The following is an 18,164-nucleotide window of genomic DNA, read 5'->3' as shown; positions in this document are numbered from 1 at the left end:
GGCGGCTGGCGGCTGGCGGCTGGCGGCTGGCGGCTGGCGGCTGGCGGCTGGCGGCTGGCGGCTGGCGGCTGGCGGCTGGCGGCTGGCGGCTGAAATTCACTTTTCCCGGTCGAGTAGGAGCCGCCGGTAGAGATAGATCTGGCCGCTTGGATCGCGCAGGGCGAGACGTCCCTGATCGAGGGCGTATTCGAAGGTCTGCGTGAAATTCTGCTGCCGGTTGCTGAGCTCGATCCGATCGCCGAGGACGCGGATCTCGCCGTCGATATGGCCGTTGCAGGCGGAATAGAGCCGATAGAGCGTCCCCTGCACGATCAGAAGACCACCCTGATTGTCCTCCCACACCCCCTCGACGAGACCTGGGGTCCAGCCGGCCGCGAGCTGTTCTCCTGAGGACATGACGCCCTGATAGACCTTGTCCGCCATCCTCGACATCTCGGACGTGGAGGGTGAGGGATTCATGGCCCCCGACCAGGGGCCGAAGACGGATGGCCAACCCGGCGGCACCCCATGACCAGGATTCGCGGCGCCAGGCGTCCCTATCTCGTTGAAGCCCATGCTTTCCATCATGCGCGCGATCGCTCTGGCCATCGCCTGGGCCGGCGTCTCTTCCGCCTGTACCCGGCCGGCCGCGCCCAAGCCTATCAGCAGTGCCAGCATGAGATGGGCCAGTAGGGATGGGGTCGAACGAAGGGCTATCATGACAGAGGTCACCAAAACGCGGATTCGGGGACACTCGGACACTCGTTCGCAGTGAGGATACGAATTGGCCGCGCATCCGGGCATGGACGGTGGCGCAGTCTACCAGACCCACTCGTCCGGCGGATCGAATCGATCGTCCGTCAGCGACTGGAAGCCTGTCTGCCCCCGGTTTGATCCCGCCATAGCGACTCGTCCGGAACCGGAGGCAAAAGATCGCTGGCACGCAGCCCCTCCGCCCCCAGACGCGCGGCATAGATGACCCTATAGGTCAGGACCCGCTCGACATAGCCGCGCGTCTCGGCGAAGGGGATCCCCAGGATCCAGACGTCCGCGTCGGTACAATGCCTCGGCAGCCAGCGCATGACGCGATGGGGCCCGGCGTTGTAGGCAGCGGTCGCCAGGGCCGGATGGCCGAACCGGTCGCGCATCGAGGCCAGATAGCTGCTCCCCAGGACGATGTTGAGCGCTGGATCGACGAGATCCCAGCGCGATGGGGCCTCGAGATCCAGGCTGGCGGCGACCTCGCGGGCCGTTTCGGGCATCAGCTGCATGAGTCCGACGGCCCCCACCGGCGAGGCCACGGTGCGCGCGAAGACGCTCTCCTGACGCAGGATGGCGAAGACCCAGTCCGGCTGGATGCCGATCTGCCAGGACTCGTCCAGGATCCGCTCGCGGTAGCGCAGCGGAAAACGCAGCTCCAGGTCGTCCCAATAGCCGGTGCGGGCGAGCGTGAAGATGGCCTGATCGTGCCAGCCCCGGACATCGGCGACGAAGGCCGCCGCCATCAGATCCGCGGGCTCCATGCCCCGGGTGAAGACGCGCCACTCGCGGCGCAGATCGGTCTCGCGCCCGAGCCGATGGAGCTCGACGAGACGCCGATAGGTGAAACTCAGCACGATGCGGCGGATACGCTCGGGCTCGGCCGGCGTCGGGCGATGCGCCAGATTGTAGGACGCCCCGATCCGGTCCGCGGCCAGGAATCCCCAGAGACTGCGCTCGCGGGCCGCCTCGCGATAGCCCTCGCGCGCCATCTCGGTCAGGCCGAGCCTCTCGTCCGCCCTCGCCTTCCAATAGAGCCAGCGATCGCGCTTGGCCTGACTCTCGGGCATGCGCGAGACCCATTTCGCGACCCAGTCCCAGGCGCCGAGCGCGACGGCGGACCTCAACCTGAGCGCCTGTCCGGCCTGATTGGATGGCGTCTCGACCAGACGGTCCCAGTAGAGCAGCCCCAGACGATCGCCGCGCTCGGCAAGCGCGCGCCCGACGGCGACATAGGCCGCCCGTGCCCGGGCCGGATCCGTATCGAGCTTGCCCCGCCAGCGCTCGATCGCACGCATCGCCTTGCCTGTCGAGACCGCGTTCAGCCGGACGATGCCATGTGCCAGGACCGAAACCCCATGTCCATCCGCCGCTGGCGTCCAGTCCGCGTCCAGCAGCCGCTCCGGGTTGGCGTCCAGTTCCAGCCACTGTCGCGGCCAGTCCCGATCGGTCTCCGGCAGCATGCGCGACAGATAGCGCACCAGGCCGGTGTTGCCGGCCTCCATCGTCAGGTTCAGCCGGTGACGGATTCGATCGGTCGTCAGCCAGCCGGCATCGCGCCAGGCGGCGAAGAGCGGATCGCACTCGGACGGCCGGGACCCGGCGAATCCCCAGACGCGATCCAGATCGCCGCGGGTCTCGGCCAGGCGGCCGGTCTCGATCAGGGCGCGCAGATAGAGACAGCGACGGGCCATGGAGTCGCCCGGACGATAGATGCGGGCGTAATCCCGCCAGCGTCCCGCCTCGGCCAGTCGGGCCAGATAGGCCAGACGCAGCCGCTGCTCCAGTTGGGTGTCCGGATAGTCGTTCAGAAAGGACTCGACGTCGGCATCCGGCGCCTGGCCCAGATCCCGCGTCAGCTCGGCGAAGCGCAGATAGGGATAGAGCGGATATTCCTTCAACGTCTCCGACAGTCGGGCGAATTCGCCGCGGTCGCCACGCTTCAGGGCCGACTCGGCGGCCAGGAAATCCTGACGCGGATCGGCGAGCACGGCACCGGCGACGAGAATCGAGACGCCGGCCAAGACAAGGGGTAGCATGTAGCGAATTGAATGAATCACGGCAACGGAGGTGAGAGACGGCCATGAGAGCGACCATTATGGCACTGATTTTCCTTTTGATCGGCGCGGCCGTCGGCGGCGTGCTCGCGATCGGTTTCGGCGCCGGCATGGGGGCGGCCGGAGGCCTGGTGATGGGCGCCCAGGCCGGCGTCTGCCTCGCGGCCGACACCGCCAGGGAGAAGGGCCTGGCCGACCCCGAGACGCTGAACGCCATCATCATGCAATCGATCGCCACGATCCGGACCAAGGCCGCCGCCGTTCCGAGCGAAACGGGTATCGAGTGGGTCCAGGACGCGGACGGCTGTGCCGAGCTGCTGGAGAAATTCTCGGACGGCCCCAAGCCCAGAGAGGGATGACCGGATCCGATCCGTCGATCGGGTCTATCCTGAGAGGAAACGCTCAACAGGAGGTCCGGCTCCCATGTCCCAGATCCGCCAACCCGCAGTGGCCGACCGCTTCTATCCAGGAGACGTCGCAGAGCTGGAGGGGATGCTGGACGCCTATCTCTCCAGCGCCGAGGTCCATGCCCCACCGCCCAAGGCATTGATCGTTCCCCACGCCGGATACCTCTACTCCGGCCCCGTCGCGGCCAGCGCCTACGCGACCCTCGCCCCCGTCAGCCGAATCCTGTCGCGCGTGGTCCTGCTGGGGCCGAGCCACCGCGTCCCGCTGCATGGCATCGCCACGAGCCTGGCGACGGCATTCGCCACCCCGCTCGGCCTGGTCCAAATCGACCGGGAGGCCGTCGAGCGGGCTCTCCGGCTCGCGCAGGTGCGTCCCATGGAGGCCGCTCACGCGCTCGAACACAGTCTCGAGGTACAGCTGCCCTTCCTGCAGCGGGTCCTGGACGACTTCAAGCTGGCCCCGTTCGTGGTCGGGGAAACGAGCGCCGAGGCGGTCGCCAAGCTGCTGGAACGACTTTGGGGCGGTCCGGAAACGCTGATCGTCGTCAGCTCGGATCTCAGCCACTATCTCGATTACGACTCGGCCAATCAGATCGACCGACTCACCTCGGCGGCGATCGAGTCGCTGTCGCCCGATGACATCGGCCCGGACCATGCCTGCGGACGCTATCCGCTGCGCGGTCTGCTGGTGCTCGCCCGGCGTCTGGGCCTGAAGGTCCAGCGGCTCGATCTGCGCAACTCGGGCGATACGGCCGGCACGCGGGATCAGGTCGTGGGATACGGCGCCTATGCACTCCACTGAGCCTCGGATCGGCCGGAACGCCGAGCAGACCTATGAGGATCCGCAACGTGCCTCGCTGATCGAGACGGCGTCCCGCTCCATCGCCCATGGATTGGAGCATGGCTCACCCTTGACGGTGGAGCCGGACGACTATCCTGAACCGCTGCGCGAGCCGCGCGCCACCTTCGTCACCCTGCACATTGCGCGGGATCTGCGCGGCTGCATCGGCGTGCTGGAGCCGCGCCGGCCTCTGGTCGTGGACGTGGCGCAGAATGCATTCGCCGCGGCCTTCGAGGATCCGCGATTCCCGCGTCTTCGCAAGCAGGAATTCGGTCGGCTGGCGATCCAGATCTCGGTCCTGAGTCCCGCCGAACCCATCGATTTCCAGTCCGAGACGGAGCTGTTGAACCGGATTCGCCCGGGGCGCGACGGACTCATCCTCAGGGCCGGCCGCCATCGCGGGACCTTTCTGCCATCGGTGTGGGAGCAGATCCCGGATCCGACCGAATTCCTGGAGCACCTCAAGCGCAAGGCCGGTCTTCCCTTCGGCTATTGGTCGGCCGACATCGAGATTCTGCGTTACACCACGGAGTCCTTCGGTTCGACCTCTGTTTGAGATCGGCCTGGATGCGCGACACTCAGCCAGCGCCATCGTTGGTCGGGCGGAGCTTGCATGGACGATAAGAGCCAAATTATGCTCGATAAGGTTGAATTATCGGACTGGGTTTTACATCCCGGCCGATGACTTCACCCGCCTGCTCGAACAAGGTCCGACGCCATTCTCGAACCGAGAGCCCTCACCGGAATCGCCCCGAAACTATTCCATCCCGACGCCGGCGACCCGCGAACCGCAATCCGGACAGCAGCCTCCCCGGATCCGATTGGACAGCACCTGGAATCCGTAACGCTGGATCAGACGCGCGCCGCACTGGTGGCAATAGGTGTGCTCGCCCCCGTCGCCCGGCAGATTGCCCGTGTAGACATAGCGCAATCCGGCCTCCTTGCCGATCTCGACCGCCCGCTCGAGGGTGGCGACAGGCGTCGGCTGCGCGCCGCGATAGTTGTAGGCGGCGCGGAAGCGCGAGACATGCCAGGGGATGTCGGGCGAGAGCGAGCGGATGAAACCGGCGATCTGCCCGAGCTCGGCGTCCGAGTCGTTGACGCCTGGAATCACCAGGGTCGTGATCTCCAGCCAGATGCCCATTTCGTGATAGCGGCCGATCGCGTCCAGCACGGGTGCCAGTCTGACCCGACTCAGATTCCGATAACTCTCGTCGCTGAAGAACTTGAGATCCACGTTCGCCGCATCCAGCAGCGGACCGACCTCGCACTGAGGCGCCTCGGAGATGTATCCGTTGGTGATGAAGGCGTTAGCGAGACCCGCCTCGCCGGCCTTGCGGGCGGTCGCGCAGGCCAGCTCGTAGAAGATGGTCGGCTCGGTATAGGTATAGGCGATGGTACTGGCACCCGAGTCGAGGGCCGCCTGGACGATCTGATCGGGCGTGACCCGCTCGCCTGGAATGCAATCGCCGAGCAGATCGATCCGCGGACAGATGACGTCGTCGCCCGCGCCTGGCACGTGGCTCGGCAGATGCTCGCGCGGCCACTGCGAGATCTCCCAGTTCTGACAGAAGTTGCAGAGCAGATTGCAGCCCACCGCCGAGATGGAATAGGCGCTGGAGCCGGGATGGAAATGAAAGAGCGGCTTCTTCTCGATCGGGTCCAGGTTGCGCGTGATGACGCGATCGGTCACCAGGCTGTAGAGCTTGCCGCCGCTGTTGTAGCGAACGGCGCAGACCCCGCGGCCGCCCTCGGGAATGACGCAGTCATGCGGACAGAGCCCGCAATGCACCCGATTCTTGTCGAGCCGATCGAAAAAGCGTGCCTCTTGCATCGTGGCGCCCTCTGTCTGAATCACAAGGACTTGGAAACAGCAAAATCGTTGTCCAGATTATTGACAGCGCTGCAGAGAGCTTCCCGACTCTTCAAGGATATGCGCGCGGATCTCCTCCAGCCCCCCAACCCGAACATGTGCCCTCGGCTGATCCCTGACAGACGAAGACTGGAGAACTCGCATCCGCGCCTGCAGCTGCGATACCGGCGCTCCAGGCCGCTCCGACAGGCATCGAAGGACTTCGAACATGGAGCCGGGATCGTAACCCGCAGCCTTGAGCAGATGCAGGGCATCCGCATCTGCCGCGCGCTCCGTATCGAGATCGAAGTGCTGAACGATCGAACCGTAACGGATACGCTCGGCATCGGTCGGGGCATGATCGCAGAAATGTCCCAGACGCTGATGGGCGATCTCATGCGCCAGAACGGCAGCGAGATCGCTCTCGTTCCTTACGAATGCAATGAGTCCGTCGCTAACGACGAACCGGTTGCCACCAACGGCAAAGGCCGTAGGCTCCAGATTACGGACGACGAAGAAACGCCAGTCATCGACATGATGCGGATCCACCTGCGCCACGATCCTCTGCCCCAAGCGCAGAACATAACGCCTGACCGGATCGCCTGCAAATCGAAGCGGCCATGATTCGGCGATACGCTGCATGGTGCTTGCGCCTGCTTGCGCGGATGCGCTGCAATCTCGGGTCTCGTCGCCACCGCCCAAAAGCCCGCCAAGTAGCCATAAACCAGCCAGGGACAGACTCACGGTCAATCCCCGGCCGTCACCCGAGTGAAGGGAATGGGCACGATTCAGCTCCGAACGACGAAGGTCGACTCGTCGACATCGTAGCTGCTGCCCACTTGGACACGGTGCTCGATCAGATACGTGCCTGTCGGCACATCGGAAGGAATGCTGATCTCGGCATCGGCCACCCAGCCTCCGGCTGCCCTCGAGGCGGATTTAGACGGCAGCTTCGCGACATTCTTTCCGTCTTTTTTCAGAACCCAGCTTTCGGTGACCCGCGCCTTGCTCACCCCCTTCGGCAAGGCCAGGGAATAGTCCGTGCTGATGTTCACCGGATCACCGTGCCTGACGGTCCGTGGCGAGGATTTCCCTTTCCGTATCTTGACCTGGGGGCTGGACGGCGCGGTACTCAGGCCGTAGACCCTGGCATCCTTGGAGGCCGAACGGACCTGGCGGGCGTTGTATTGTGAGATGACGACGCTCCCAAAGCCCACCACGGCGCCCACCGCGGCACCGGCGGCACAGCCTCTGGCATCTCTCGTAATCAAGGCCCCCACCCCGCAGCCGAGGGCGGCGCCGATCGTGGTTCCTATCGCTTGATCCTGCACGCTTCCCGTCGAGCTGCAGCCCGATGAAATCACCGTCACCGCAACGAGGGCGACGGCCAATCCGACTCTCTTCTGCATCCCACTCATCTCATTGCTCCTGACAATTCGACAACAGGGTTCCTCGATCCATTATTCGCAAGAAATCATCATCGCACCTCATCCAGTCATGGGGTCCGCCCTACCGATCGTAAAGACGAACCGACCGAGAGGGCGAACGCTCATCCACATCATCTTTTCAGTGCAGATGTCAAATCATTCGGCGGGAGCACCAGAGGGGATCGACATGACCGAGTCAGAATCATCATAATAAGGATTCCCACTCTTGGCCAGGGGGATCTTAGCATTCAATGCCTTTAGAGCACTCTGGACAGGAGGAATCGGCGGCGGCTGAATGGCTTCGAAATAGGTGTCGTCACTGACATATTTACCACTACCGGTCGGAAACTCGACACCGATCTTCAGATTATGGCGCTCGCCATCCACTTTGATGTAGGAGCGGAAGGTAATAACATAGTCGCTCTGCAGGATATTTTGCACCTGCTCGACGATTCTCTGCATCTGTTCGGTAGTCTCCCCAATCACATAATAGATCCCGAAGGAATTCTTCGAGAGTGCCTCGAGGTTCCTGAAATAGCTCTGATCCACCTTGGAATAAGCCAGGGAATAAATGGGAATAGGGATCTCGAGATTGGAGATGCGAGTCATCAGTTCATCGCGATTAATCGAACTCCCTTCATCCTTTCCATCCGACATCACCAATATCGAGCACGACACGATGTAATTTCCGGTGCGCACCGATCCCTGAGCACTCATGGCACACATCTGCATCGCTGCACCGATGGTATCGTACAGCCTCGTCTTCATCCCATCGACCTTGATGTCGGCCAAACGTCGCACGAGGGCAGCGCCATCGCGCTCGAATTCCGAAACCAGATCGAAACCATTCTTGGTATCGCGGATAGCCAATATGGCGACTTCGTCCTGGGGTCTCTTGCTCTCGATGAAACGTACCGCTGCCCTCCGCGAATCATCGAATGGCTTACCCGCCATGGACTTACTCGCATCCACCACGATCACTGAGCGCGTAGCCTCCTCGCGCTTGCGAATCGATTGAATTCCGTACTGCCGCTTCATCGGGTCATAGGGCCGCCCCTTGACCATCAGGCCGATATTCATTTCATTGAGATTGACCAAGGGCTGCATCTGGGAATCGAAGGTACGCAGATATACCTGCACGAACGGATAGAGCGTGTAGTCGGTCTTGTAGATCTTCACTCCGTAGTTGCCCGGGGCCGCGAAGCCATACCCCTGAGCGCAGACCGAAGCGCTGAGAAAGATGAAGGCGACAGCCGCCAACATGGTCAATACCCGCACTCCGGACATCCCATCGAATCGCGACAAACGGCTCTTCATTGCTATGACTCCTATGTGAATCCAGGGTCGTCGACCCTCAATCGGTTTTCCTGGCGCCCTTGTACTGGAAGCCCCAATCGCTTCCGCTAGCGGGCTTGCTTTTTGGGCGAGGCTTCGGCGTGGATCTTGCGACCGCCTTGGGCTTTGGCTTCGTTCTCACCTTGGGCTTGGTCGTCGGTTTGGGCGTGGTCTTGGGTGTGGTGGTCACTTTTGCAGTGCTTTTTGGCGTAGTGGTCACCTTGGGCTCGATCGTGACACTTGGCGCTGTGGTCACCTTCGGAGTCGTGCCCGAACCCGTCATGGGCGCAAGCGCAGCCGGCGCAACGACCGAAATTGCAGCGGGCGACGGAGCGGAGGCACCCACAGGCGCCTCAGTTGAAGGTGCCGAGGCGCTGCGCAGCGTTTCGAAAAGCTCCATCAGATTCTGCTTGGGCTTGGGCTTGGCTGCTTCGGCCGAACTCCGAGCCGCGTCGGGCTGCTCGTCGGAGAAAACCGATGGCACAGGCGATGCCGCCCGAGGTGTCACGACAGCAGCGTCCGCAGTCGCCGGGTCGGCCTCCGTCGCGTCTGCAGTCGTCTTGACAGCTGCTGCCGGAGATGGCGACTCCTGCCCTCCCGCCGTCGATACGCCTGCACTATCGGGTCGTTCAGAAACGCCGTCCGGTTTCGATGTCGAACGCTCTTCGATCGAATCTGTCTCTGACGCGCTGGAGACCTCCGGATCAGATGAACCGCCCTGCCCCATCCAGAGCCAATAGCCACCAGCTGCCGCCCCTCCCAGGAACAGCATGGACGCCAAAATAACGGCACTACTTCGGCGAGGTCCGGACTCGACCTCTGGAGGTTGACCGACCCGGATACTCGCGGTGGGAGCAGCTCCGGTACGAACCGAAGGCAACTGCACGCTCGGCAACGCATAGCCGGCCGTATCGACCGAGGGCTCTGTGCCAGCCGGGGCCAGAACGGTCCGCGCGCTGCCCGATCCGGATTGAATCAGCTCGAATACCGAGGCCAGCTCGGGAATGGACTGCTGGCGAAGATTGATATTGAGTTCGAGTGCCTGCATGACCGCCGAGTCGACGAGCGGCGGAATATCGGGCAGGAAGCTCGAGAGCGGCTCCATGACTCGGCCCGTGACACGCTCGTGAGCGGCGGGCGGCATCTGACCCGTGAGACAGAAATAGAGGATGGCTCCCAAGGCATAGACGTCCGATCGGGCATCGGTGCCGGTGCCGAGCACCTGCTCCGGGGGACTGAACCCCTGGGTCACGGCGCGTCCGATGGTTCGAGTCACGGTATCGGCCGCCGCCTCCTTGGCGATGCCGAAGTCGATCAGCATCACCCGCTCATGCTCGTCCAGCAGCACGTTTTCCGGTTTGAGATCCCGATGCACCACGGGCGGATCCTGGGCATGGAGATATTGCAGGGCCTCGCAGAGCTGCTGCACCCAAGGCAGGAACACGAACAAGGGGATGCGTCCGCCGCGCCGCTCCTGCTCGGTCCGCAGCGTGCGATCCCCGCCGAACTCCAGCACCTGATAGACCATGCCATCGGCGCTGAAGCGGTCGGTGATGTCGGGAATGGCTGGATGCGTCAGACGGCCGAGCAGACGTGTCTCGTATTCGTCGAAATAGAGCTCGGGGACCTCCTTCAGCGCCCGGCGTTTTCCATGCAGACGCAGATCGTCGACCAGATAGGTGACGCCGAAGCCCCCCTTACCCAGCACGGCCGAGACACGGTAGCGGTCGTTGACCAGGGTGCCGATGTCCAATAGCCACCCGAGCACTCCGCGCACCGCGCCGGTGGACAGGGTATCCAGATGGGCGAGTTCGAGGCCGCAGTCCCCGCAGCGGTATTCCCTCTGGGCCAGCTCTGAGGCGAGATTCGTCGCCCCGCACTTGGGGCACCGCCTGGTCTCGACAGAGTCGCTCATGACGGCATTTCTCGCCGAGTGCCCAGACGAGGAGCCGAGCAATTCCGGCCTCCGGCCCCGATGGAGATGAAAGGTTCCGGAATCATGCTACACCCGACGATCCTTGATCTTGAGACCGACCAGGGTCAGGGCGAAGAACCCCCCTGCCTGGGCAAGGAGATACCAGAGGATCCTGGGCCACTCGCCGACGACCGGAATCAGCAACTCACCAGTGGGGCCTGTAGCCGCCAGGAGCTCCGGATCCAGTGTCGAGCGCATGGCATCGATGCCCCAATAGGCGATCACGACGACCCTGGCCAGGTCCTCGGTCGCTCCGGACAGGGCGACGACCGAATTGGAGAGAATGAACTGAGGGATCAGCAAGAGCGGCAGGGCCGCGATCGCCTTGTCGTTCGAGTCGACGAAGGAACTGACCGCCAACCCCATCGCCGTGGCGGCGAATCCGGATAGAAACAGCGTCAACAGCCGATCGAGGAAGGACCCGTTCAGATCGAGCATATAGGTGACGATCGCCAGAAAGCTCGCCACCTGGATCAGGCAGAGGACGGATAGCGGCAGCACCTTGCTCAATAGGTAGGCAGGGAGCGTGACGGTCACCGAACGCTCGCGCAGATACACCGGCAGTTCCTTGACGATCTCGCGCGCGGAATTGATGCAGCCGAACCAGATCGCAGACAGGACCAGCACGAAGGCGATCTGGCCCTCCGCGCTAGCGCGCGTGACCAAATCGCCATCGGTATGGAATACCGAGCCGACCACCAGGGCGATGAGGGGTGCCTGCAGGAGCAGAACCAGGAGGTTGATGCGATCGGAGAGCAGCAGATCCAGGTAGCGATGCGTCAAAGTCAGCATCTGACGAAGATCGAGCAGCCTCCAGGGGCGCCACGAAGCGCCCGTGGCTCCAGCGGCATGATGGGGCGCCTGCTTCGCAGGAACGCTTTCGAGACGCTGCTCGACATAGCGCTGGTGCTGCGGCGAACCCTCGAAGCGCGACCGCCAGTCCTGCCCCCCGGCTCCTTCGAGGGCCTCGTAGACGTCCGAAAGACGTCCCACGCCGAAATGCGCCGCGGCTTCGTCGGGCGGTCCGTAATAGACCAGCTGCCCCCGATGCAGCAGGGCGACGAGATGGCAGGTATCGATGTTCTCCAGGCTGTGCGTCACGCAGGCGACGGTCTTGCCATCCTGGGCGAGATCGGCGAACAGCCGCATCATCCGCTTGTCCGTGCCCGCATCCAGACCACTGGTGGCCTCGTCGAGGAACAGGATCTGCGGATTGGCGACCAGTTCCACCGCCAGACTGACCCGCTTCAGCTGACCGCCGCTCAAGGGTTCCGGCGTATCCACCGCGAGATCCGCCTTCTCGGTGAGCCCCACGCGCTCCAGCACCCGAGCGATGATGGCATCGATCTCGCGACGGGAGGTATCCGGGGGCAGCCTCAGGCGTGCCGTGTAGCGCAGCGCGCGGCGGACGCTGATCTTGCGATGAACGATGTCCTGCTGGGGCACATAGCCGATACCCGACCGGAACAAGGCGAAGAAGCGATAGAGATCGACATCGTTGTACAGCACCTGCCCGGAGGACATCGGGCGACGGCCGTTCAAGGCATCGAGCAGGGTGGACTTGCCCGATCCGCTGGTGCCGAAGATGACGACGAACTCGCCGGGCTCGATCACCAGGCCGATACCGTCGAGCAGATGGCGAGGCTGACCCGTCCTGCGGTCGGTCACGGTTTTGGTCAGACCGGCCGCGACCACTCGAATACGGTTGCCTGCATCCACCGGCTCCAATGCGGAACCGGTGAAGACGAAGACGAAACTCGCGAATGCGACCCGGTCGCCCGGCGCAAGCCGGGTCGAGGCTCGTATCCGCGCGCCATTGACCCAGGTGCCATTGACGCTTCGCAGGTCTTCCACGAAAACGCCGTCCGGCCTGAGAGTCAGCCGCGCGTGCTCGCGCGAGACCAATGGAGAAATAATGGGCAGGCCACAAGCGGGCAGGCGACCGACCACGATGCTTCCGGGCTGATTCGAGCCAAGCGTGGCCGCTGCCTGTGAATCGCCATCGGAGCCCGAGTCGACTGCAGGGAGCCGGACCTGAATGAGGGTTTCGCCGAAGGCGATCCAGTCCCCGTCCGATAAGGCCGTATCCGTGGAGATCGCCGACCCATTGACGAAGAGAGGTGCGTCCCGGATGGGTGACAAAAGGGCCGCGCCACCTTGAAACGACAGGTGGGCATGCAGCGATCGGATCCCGGAACCCGTAATCGAAACCAGATTGCCCGCATCGCTTCCGATGGAATAAGCGACATCAGGTATCAGGTCAATCCTCGCGAGCGAACGTCGGGAGGTCCTGAACTCGACCTGCGGCATTGACGGCCTCCTGCAACGTTTCAGGCTCGTACGCGCTGAGCGCTCGTAAACGAAGTGTCAATTCCCCTACGGGACGAGAGGCTAACAGGCAGGCAAGTGGCAGGCAAGCATGAACATCCACGTACGGAATATTCCGAGTCCGTGAGCGGATCCATGAGAACCCCGTTCGCGCGGGAACCGGCAGCGGATCTAACCCCCTTTGAGGCCCGCCTGCCTCGCGATGAACGCCCTCGCCGACTCGCGCAGGTCGACGGCCGTCTGCCAGTCGCCCCCCTGGGGAATGAGCGGCGCACCAATGAACAAATCGACCTTTCCGGGGCTGGGACGAAAGCTGTCGCCCGGCATGCGTGCGCGGGTACCATGGATGGCCACCGGAATCAGCGGCACGCGTGCCTGGGCGGCGACGGCGAAGGCCCCCATGCGAAACGGCAGCAGACCCGGCTGCTCGCGGAAGGTACCCTCGGGAAAGAGAACCAGGCCCGCGCCCCGCTCGAGCGCCGCGCTCAGCTGTGCTGACTCCGAGCTGCCGCGCTGCGGATCGAAGCGATCGACGAAGAGCGTCCCCATGCGAGCCAGGTATCGGCCCACTATCGGGTTGGCGGTCAGCTCGCGCTTGGCGACGAAGGACACCGGGCGATCGAGCGCCAGAACGAGCACCGCCGCATCCAGATAGCTCTGGTGGTTGGCGACCAGGACGAAGGGATGCTCGAGCCCTTCCAGGTGCTCGCGGCCCGAGACATGAAGCTGCATCCCGGTCATGCCGGCCAGCAGCCGCAGCCCGGATCGGGCGAGCGACCAGCGCAGCTTCAGGGTCGGAGCCAGGATGCCGGCGATCCAGAAACCGGGCGCGAGCAGATAGAAGAGCGCCCAGGCGTAATAGGCATAGAGCCTTCCGGGCAGGTCCCGCGCCAGACGCGCGAGGCGCTGACGCAGGCCGGATAGGCCGACCCGAACCAGCTGCCAGACGGGACGTGGAGGCCCTTCGAACAGCTTGCCGGCGAGATAGCGCTCGCGCGTATCGACCCGACGCAGCTTGCCGCTGGAGGTCTTGAGCACGGCGCGGGGCGGCGCCAGGACGATCTCGTCGGGCGGCAGACCCAGGACGTCCGTCGCCAGTTCGCGGGCGCGCTGCTGCAGCGCCGCTCGGCGGCCCGGGTCGTGCTCCTTGGTCTCGGCGACGATGACCAGCCGCTCGCTGCCCTGCCTGGGATCGGCCGCGGCGAAGGCCACCACGCAGCCGTTGCGGATGCCGGGCAGCTCGCCGAGCGCCTGCTCGACCTCGTAGGGATAGATGTTGCGACCGCCCCGGATGATGAGGTCCTTGACCCGCCCGGACAGATGGATGTCGCCGCCGGCCAGATAGGCGCGATCGCCGGTCTCGTGCCAGCCGTCGCGGATCAGCCGTGCGGTCGCCTGGGGATTGCGGTAGTAGCCGCGCGTCGCCGAGGGTCCCTGGAACTGGAGCAGTCCCTCGTGGCGCTCGGGCAGCTCGCGGCCCTCGCCGTCCACCACGCGGACCCGGTATCCGGGCAGCGGACGGCCGCAGGCGACCACCTCCATGACGTCCGGATCCTCGCAGCCGACCGGCAGCGCGTAGCCCGAGCCGGCGAACCGGACCCGATCGATGCAATCGACGCGCGGTCCACGCTCGACCGGCGGGAAGGCCAAACCGACGGCCGCCTCCGCCAGCCCGTAGACCGGCGCCAAGGCATTCTCGCGCAGACCGCAGGCGGCGAAGCGCTCGGTGAAGCGGCGCAGCGTCTCGGCGCTGACCGGCTCGGCGCCGTTGAAGGCGCGGCGCCAACAGCTGAGATCCAGCCCCTCGAGCTGCGCGTCCGAGATCCGGGTCAGGCACAGTTCGTAGGCGAAGTTGGGCGCGGCCGAGAGGGTCCCGCGATGGCGGTGGATGGCCTGCAGCCAGCGGCCGGGCCGGGCCAGGAAGGCCAGCGGGGACATGGAGACGAGGGGCACCCCGAAATAGAGGCTTCCGAGCCAGGCCCCGATCAGACCCATGTCGTGATAGAGCGGCAGCCAGCTGACGAAGACGTCGTCCGGACGGATCGCGACCGCCTCGCCCATCGCCCGGATGTTGGCCAGCAGATCGGCGTGCGACAGGGTCACGCCCTTGGGATCGCCGGTGCTGCCCGAGGTGTACTGGAGGAAGGCGATGTCGTCCGCGTCAGGCACGGCCCAGTCGTCGAGCGGGGTTTCGGTCCCGATCCCTTCGAGGGTCAGCACCTCGCGCAGCGCGCCGACCTGGACCTGCATCACCTTGGCGATGGTGCGCGCCTCGGGGACCGTGATCATGAAGCTGGTCCCGGCGTTGTCCAGGATACGGGCGTGCCGGCGCAGATGGTCTTCGATCTGCTGCGGCCTGGCCGGCGGATAGATGGGCACGGGCACGCCGCCGGCGGCGAGGATGCCGAAGAAGCTGAAGAAATAGTCCGGCCCGGTGGGCAGCATCACCGCCACCCTCGCGCCCCGCGCGATCCCAGCCCGGGTCAGCCGTCCCGCCACCCGCGAGGCCCCGAGCGCCAGGTCGGCATAGCGGATCGGATGGGGCCCGTCATCGCCATCGTAATAGAGGATGTGCGTGCGCTCGCCGGCGCGGCGCCGATACCAGTCCAGCGTCTCCAGCAGTGTACGGGCCTCGGCCGGGGCCTGGAGATCGCCCGCGTCGGCGGCGATGGGCGCCGCCGCCGTCCGCGTGTCGCCCTGGGTCGCCCCGATCTCGGCCATTCGCAGCAGATCGGCCGGGGTCGCGGCCGTCAGCGCCTGGTCCGAGAGCCGCACCCCGAGCCCCCGCTCCACCCGCGCGATCAGCTCGGAGCGGCTGAGGCTGTCGAGGCCAAGATCCGATTCCAGACGGGTGTCCAGCCCGATGCCCTCCGGGGGCTCTGGCAGCCTGGATTCGCGGGCGAAGGCCCTGAGCAGCTCGAGCAGCCGATCGGCACCTTCCTGAGCGGGGTTGGGGACGGTCATAGTGGATGTCGATGGATGAGGACGCGGGACGAGCCGAGTCTAGCACAGCCGCGTCCGCGGTCCCGATGCCGAAGACCGCTCGCGATCCGCTCAAGGCACCGGCTGGAAACGGCGCGCGTAGGGTTCGTCGGTGGGATCGTTGACGAACGGGTCGGTCGAATCCTGCGGCGTGCGGACCTCGACCAGCATCGACTCCTCGAAGACCCGGCCATGCACGTCGCTCGCCTGGATCAGAATCCGATGGCTACCCTCCTCCAGATTCTCCGGAAGCGGCAGGGTCCAGAGATGGCTCGAATGCAGTGCCCATTGCCAGCGCGCGAGCGGACGCTGGCTCTCCGCCTGGCGCCGGACGCCGCCGAGCAACTCGAAGCCATTCGCGCGGTTGCCCAGATCGCCATTCCAGATCCGGTTGCGGATCTGATCCCCGCTCTGCAGCGCATATCTCAGCACGCTCAGCTGACGTCTCAAGGCATGGGGATCGGGCGATTCGAGCATCCCCTCCCCGTCTCCCGCCTGAGTTCGCAAGGCCCGGACCGGATCCCGATCGTCGATCCACGCCCAGACCCGAGAGCCGCGCGAACCGTTCCAGAGATTCACGACCAGGTCGGTGGAGGCCAGATCGGCCGGCGTCAGCAGATGCGAATCCCCCAGCGTATTGTCGCTGCCCGGCGGAACCGGATCCCGATTCACCTCGTCCTCCAGCGACCAGTCGCGGATGCGCTCGAACCAGTCGCGGAAGGCCGGAGAGTCGAGCGACAGGCTCATCTGCCGATCGATCGGCTTGCCGGTCGCCTTGAAGGTCTCGGTGAAGCCATTGCCCTCGAACCGGAAGATGAAATAGCCGCGCGGCGCACCCATGCGCTGGAGGGACTCCGGGATCCGATCCGAGTCGAAATCGCCCGACCACCAGGAGCCGGCGGTCGCGCCCACGACGATCTGCGGAAAGGGGATCGGAAAGGGATGCGAGGCATCGGCCCAGCCAGCGTAGTAGTCGCCCGGCTCGAAACGGTCGATGGTGTGGGTGTGACCGCTCAGCGCCAGCGCCGGCCGGCCCTGGGTCCAGGCGTCGCCGATCCAGCGATAGCCCAGGATCTCGTACAGCCGCTCGACCCGATCCTCGGAGTGCTTGATGGACGCCTGGTCCAGGAAGGAGACGATGGGGATATGGGTGTTGAGGACGATCAGATGATCCTCGGGGACATGCTCCAGATCCCTCTCCAGCCATTCGAGCTGGATCTCGGAGAGACGTCCGTCGTAGTCCTTGCCCTCGGCGCAATGGTCCCAGCGCGCATCCGGCCGCCCGGACGGATCGGTCGGCGAGCAGGGATACTCGACGTTGTCGAGCACCACGAAGTGCACCTTGCCGATCGTGAAGGAGTAGTAGCGCGGACCCCAGAGACGGCGAAAGGTATCGGAGGCGTCGGCATCGCTGTCTGCGTCCAGGTCCAGATCGTGATTGCCCTGCACCAGATAAAGCGGAACACCCGCCAGACTCAGGGTGTCGAGCAGACGCGGCATGAGCCCCAGATCGTCCCCGACGATATCCCCTTCGATCAGCAGCAGCTCGACATCGTCGCGCTCGGCCAGCTCCTTCGCCAGGGTATCGCGCACATAGCCGACCTCGAGATTCGAATAGGCCTGGGTGTCTCCGGATACCAGGACGCTGAATGTCTGCATGCACCGGGTCCCGATCAGCGGGAAATCGATGGAGTCGGGCAGATCGCCGGTGGGCGCCAACCCCCCGAACCTCAAGCTCTTGGACGAGCCGGCGGACTTGTGGACATAGGCGAAGCGGGGAATCCCGTCGGCCCCGAGCGGGGCACGATAGCAGTCCGGCGTCGAGACGAAGATGTCCATGTCGCCGCGATAGGCGGACTCGGGTATGAGATAGCGGCCGCTCGCGTCCGTCAGCACCACCTCGCGTCCGTTGGAGACCATGACGCCGCCGATCCCAGGTTCGCCGGCGCCCCTGAATCCGTCGCCGTCCAGATCCTCGAAGACGATCCCGGTTGCACGCCTGCCGTCGCTCTGAGAGAGCCCCCGCGAACGGACCGTCCCGAGATCCGTCCATGCCGGGATCGAGCTCCAGACCAATCCGCTCCCGGCGGCCAGAGCCGCGGCCAAGACCATCCATTTTCGTCTCACTCACAGGTCCCCACAGTGGCTCTTGTCGGCGCCCCCATGCCGCCGATGCTTTGGCCGCTAGGATTTCATCCCAATATTGCAATTCCATCGCCATC

Annotated in this window: 13 protein-coding genes; 3 read left to right on the top strand and 10 right to left on the bottom strand. The window is 64.8% G+C overall.

The annotated features are described in order from the left end of the window. Positions 1 to 96: 96 nt before the first annotated feature. Positions 97 to 699: a hypothetical protein gene (locus tag D779_RS13880; protein ID WP_157726409.1), complete on the bottom strand. Its 603-nt coding sequence runs from the start codon at positions 697 to 699 to the stop codon at positions 97 to 99. A 140-nt stretch (positions 700 to 839) separates the two neighbouring features. Beyond that, positions 840 to 2,777, bottom strand: a complete 1,938-nt coding sequence (locus D779_RS13875) for a transglycosylase SLT domain-containing protein (RefSeq protein ID WP_043754994.1) — start codon at positions 2,775 to 2,777, stop codon at positions 840 to 842. A gap of 59 nt (positions 2,778 to 2,836) precedes the next feature. On the opposite strand from D779_RS13875, the gene D779_RS13870 reads away from it, so the two are divergent. The 3 genes from D779_RS13870 (at position 2,837) to amrA (ending at position 4,599) form a co-directional block, all read left to right on the top strand. Next, entirely contained in the window at positions 2,837 to 3,154 is a 318-nt protein-coding gene (locus D779_RS13870) for a hypothetical protein (RefSeq protein WP_232424191.1), read from the top strand. 64 nt (positions 3,155 to 3,218) lie between these two features. Then, positions 3,219 to 4,004: an AmmeMemoRadiSam system protein B gene (gene amrB / locus D779_RS13865; RefSeq protein WP_043754989.1), complete on the top strand. Its 786-nt coding sequence runs from the start codon at positions 3,219 to 3,221 to the stop codon at positions 4,002 to 4,004. Next, a complete protein-coding gene (gene amrA, locus D779_RS13860; protein WP_052348137.1) occupies positions 3,991 to 4,599 on the top strand; it encodes an AmmeMemoRadiSam system protein A in 609 nt (202 codons plus the stop codon). Before amrB ends, amrA begins: the two co-directional genes overlap by 14 nt. 201 nt (positions 4,600 to 4,800) lie before the next feature. Here amrA and D779_RS13855 read toward each other — a convergent pair whose 3' ends face one another. The 8 genes from D779_RS13855 to D779_RS13820 form a co-directional block, all read right to left on the bottom strand. Continuing rightward, entirely contained in the window at positions 4,801 to 5,877 is a 1,077-nt protein-coding gene (locus D779_RS13855; RefSeq protein ID WP_043754987.1) for a radical SAM protein, read from the bottom strand. Positions 5,878 to 5,934: 57 nt separating this feature from the next. Next, positions 5,935 to 6,639, bottom strand: coding sequence for a M48 family metallopeptidase (locus D779_RS21765; protein ID WP_157726408.1), 705 nt, complete (start codon positions 6,637 to 6,639; stop codon positions 5,935 to 5,937). A gap of 44 nt (positions 6,640 to 6,683) precedes the next feature. After that, positions 6,684 to 7,304 carry a glycine zipper domain-containing protein gene (locus tag D779_RS13845; protein WP_232424190.1) on the bottom strand — a complete coding sequence of 207 codons (621 nt, stop codon included), beginning with the start codon at positions 7,302 to 7,304 and terminating at the stop codon, positions 6,684 to 6,686. A gap of 174 nt (positions 7,305 to 7,478) precedes the next feature. Next, positions 7,479 to 8,639, bottom strand: coding sequence for a vWA domain-containing protein (locus D779_RS13840; RefSeq protein WP_043754981.1), 1,161 nt, complete (start codon positions 8,637 to 8,639; stop codon positions 7,479 to 7,481). Between the two features lie 37 nt (positions 8,640 to 8,676). Next, positions 8,677 to 10,572 carry a serine/threonine protein kinase gene (locus tag D779_RS13835; protein WP_043755097.1) on the bottom strand — a complete coding sequence of 632 codons (1,896 nt, stop codon included), beginning with the start codon at positions 10,570 to 10,572 and terminating at the stop codon, positions 8,677 to 8,679. Between the two features lie 87 nt (positions 10,573 to 10,659). Continuing rightward, entirely contained in the window at positions 10,660 to 12,942 is a 2,283-nt protein-coding gene (locus D779_RS13830; RefSeq protein ID WP_043754978.1) for an ATP-binding cassette domain-containing protein, read from the bottom strand. 189 nt (positions 12,943 to 13,131) lie between these two features. Continuing rightward, on the bottom strand, positions 13,132 to 15,924 hold the full coding sequence (locus D779_RS13825) for an AMP-binding protein (protein WP_043754975.1): 2,793 nt from the start codon (positions 15,922 to 15,924) through the stop codon (positions 13,132 to 13,134). A 90-nt stretch (positions 15,925 to 16,014) separates the two neighbouring features. Next, positions 16,015 to 18,069 carry a calcineurin-like phosphoesterase C-terminal domain-containing protein gene (locus tag D779_RS13820; protein ID WP_157726407.1) on the bottom strand — a complete coding sequence of 685 codons (2,055 nt, stop codon included), beginning with the start codon at positions 18,067 to 18,069 and terminating at the stop codon, positions 16,015 to 16,017. Positions 18,070 to 18,164: the final 95 nt, after the last annotated feature.

Origin of the sequence: Imhoffiella purpurea, assembly GCF_000585215.1 — a bacterium.
GTDB lineage: Bacteria > Pseudomonadota > Gammaproteobacteria > Chromatiales > Chromatiaceae > Imhoffiella > Imhoffiella purpurea.
The sequence above is the reverse complement of the archived record's forward strand: the minus strand, read 5'-3'. Positions and strand labels throughout refer to the sequence as shown.

What these genes read in the sequence shown, in the direction of transcription:
- D779_RS13835 (WP_043755097.1), bottom strand. Translation starts at nt 10,572, where the DNA reads ATGAGCGACTCTGTCGAGACCAGGCGGTGCCCCAAGTGCGGGGCGACG.
- D779_RS13870 (WP_232424191.1), top strand. Translation starts at nt 2,837, where the DNA reads ATGGCACTGATTTTCCTTTTGATCGGCGCGGCCGTCGGCGGCGTGCTC.
- D779_RS13830 (WP_043754978.1), bottom strand. Translation starts at nt 12,942, where the DNA reads ATGCCGCAGGTCGAGTTCAGGACCTCCCGACGTTCGCTCGCGAGGATT.
- D779_RS13845 (WP_232424190.1), bottom strand. Translation starts at nt 7,304, where the DNA reads ATGCAGAAGAGAGTCGGATTGGCCGTCGCCCTCGTTGCGGTGACGGTG.
- amrB (WP_043754989.1), top strand. Translation starts at nt 3,219, where the DNA reads ATGTCCCAGATCCGCCAACCCGCAGTGGCCGACCGCTTCTATCCAGGA.
- D779_RS13875 (WP_043754994.1), bottom strand. Translation starts at nt 2,777, where the DNA reads ATGCTACCCCTTGTCTTGGCCGGCGTCTCGATTCTCGTCGCCGGTGCC.
- D779_RS13855 (WP_043754987.1), bottom strand. Translation starts at nt 5,877, where the DNA reads ATGCAAGAGGCACGCTTTTTCGATCGGCTCGACAAGAATCGGGTGCAT.
- D779_RS13880 (WP_157726409.1), bottom strand. Translation starts at nt 699, where the DNA reads ATGATAGCCCTTCGTTCGACCCCATCCCTACTGGCCCATCTCATGCTG.
- D779_RS13840 (WP_043754981.1), bottom strand. Translation starts at nt 8,639, where the DNA reads ATGAAGAGCCGTTTGTCGCGATTCGATGGGATGTCCGGAGTGCGGGTA.
- D779_RS13825 (WP_043754975.1), bottom strand. Translation starts at nt 15,924, where the DNA reads ATGACCGTCCCCAACCCCGCTCAGGAAGGTGCCGATCGGCTGCTCGAG.
- amrA (WP_052348137.1), top strand. Translation starts at nt 3,991, where the DNA reads ATGCACTCCACTGAGCCTCGGATCGGCCGGAACGCCGAGCAGACCTAT.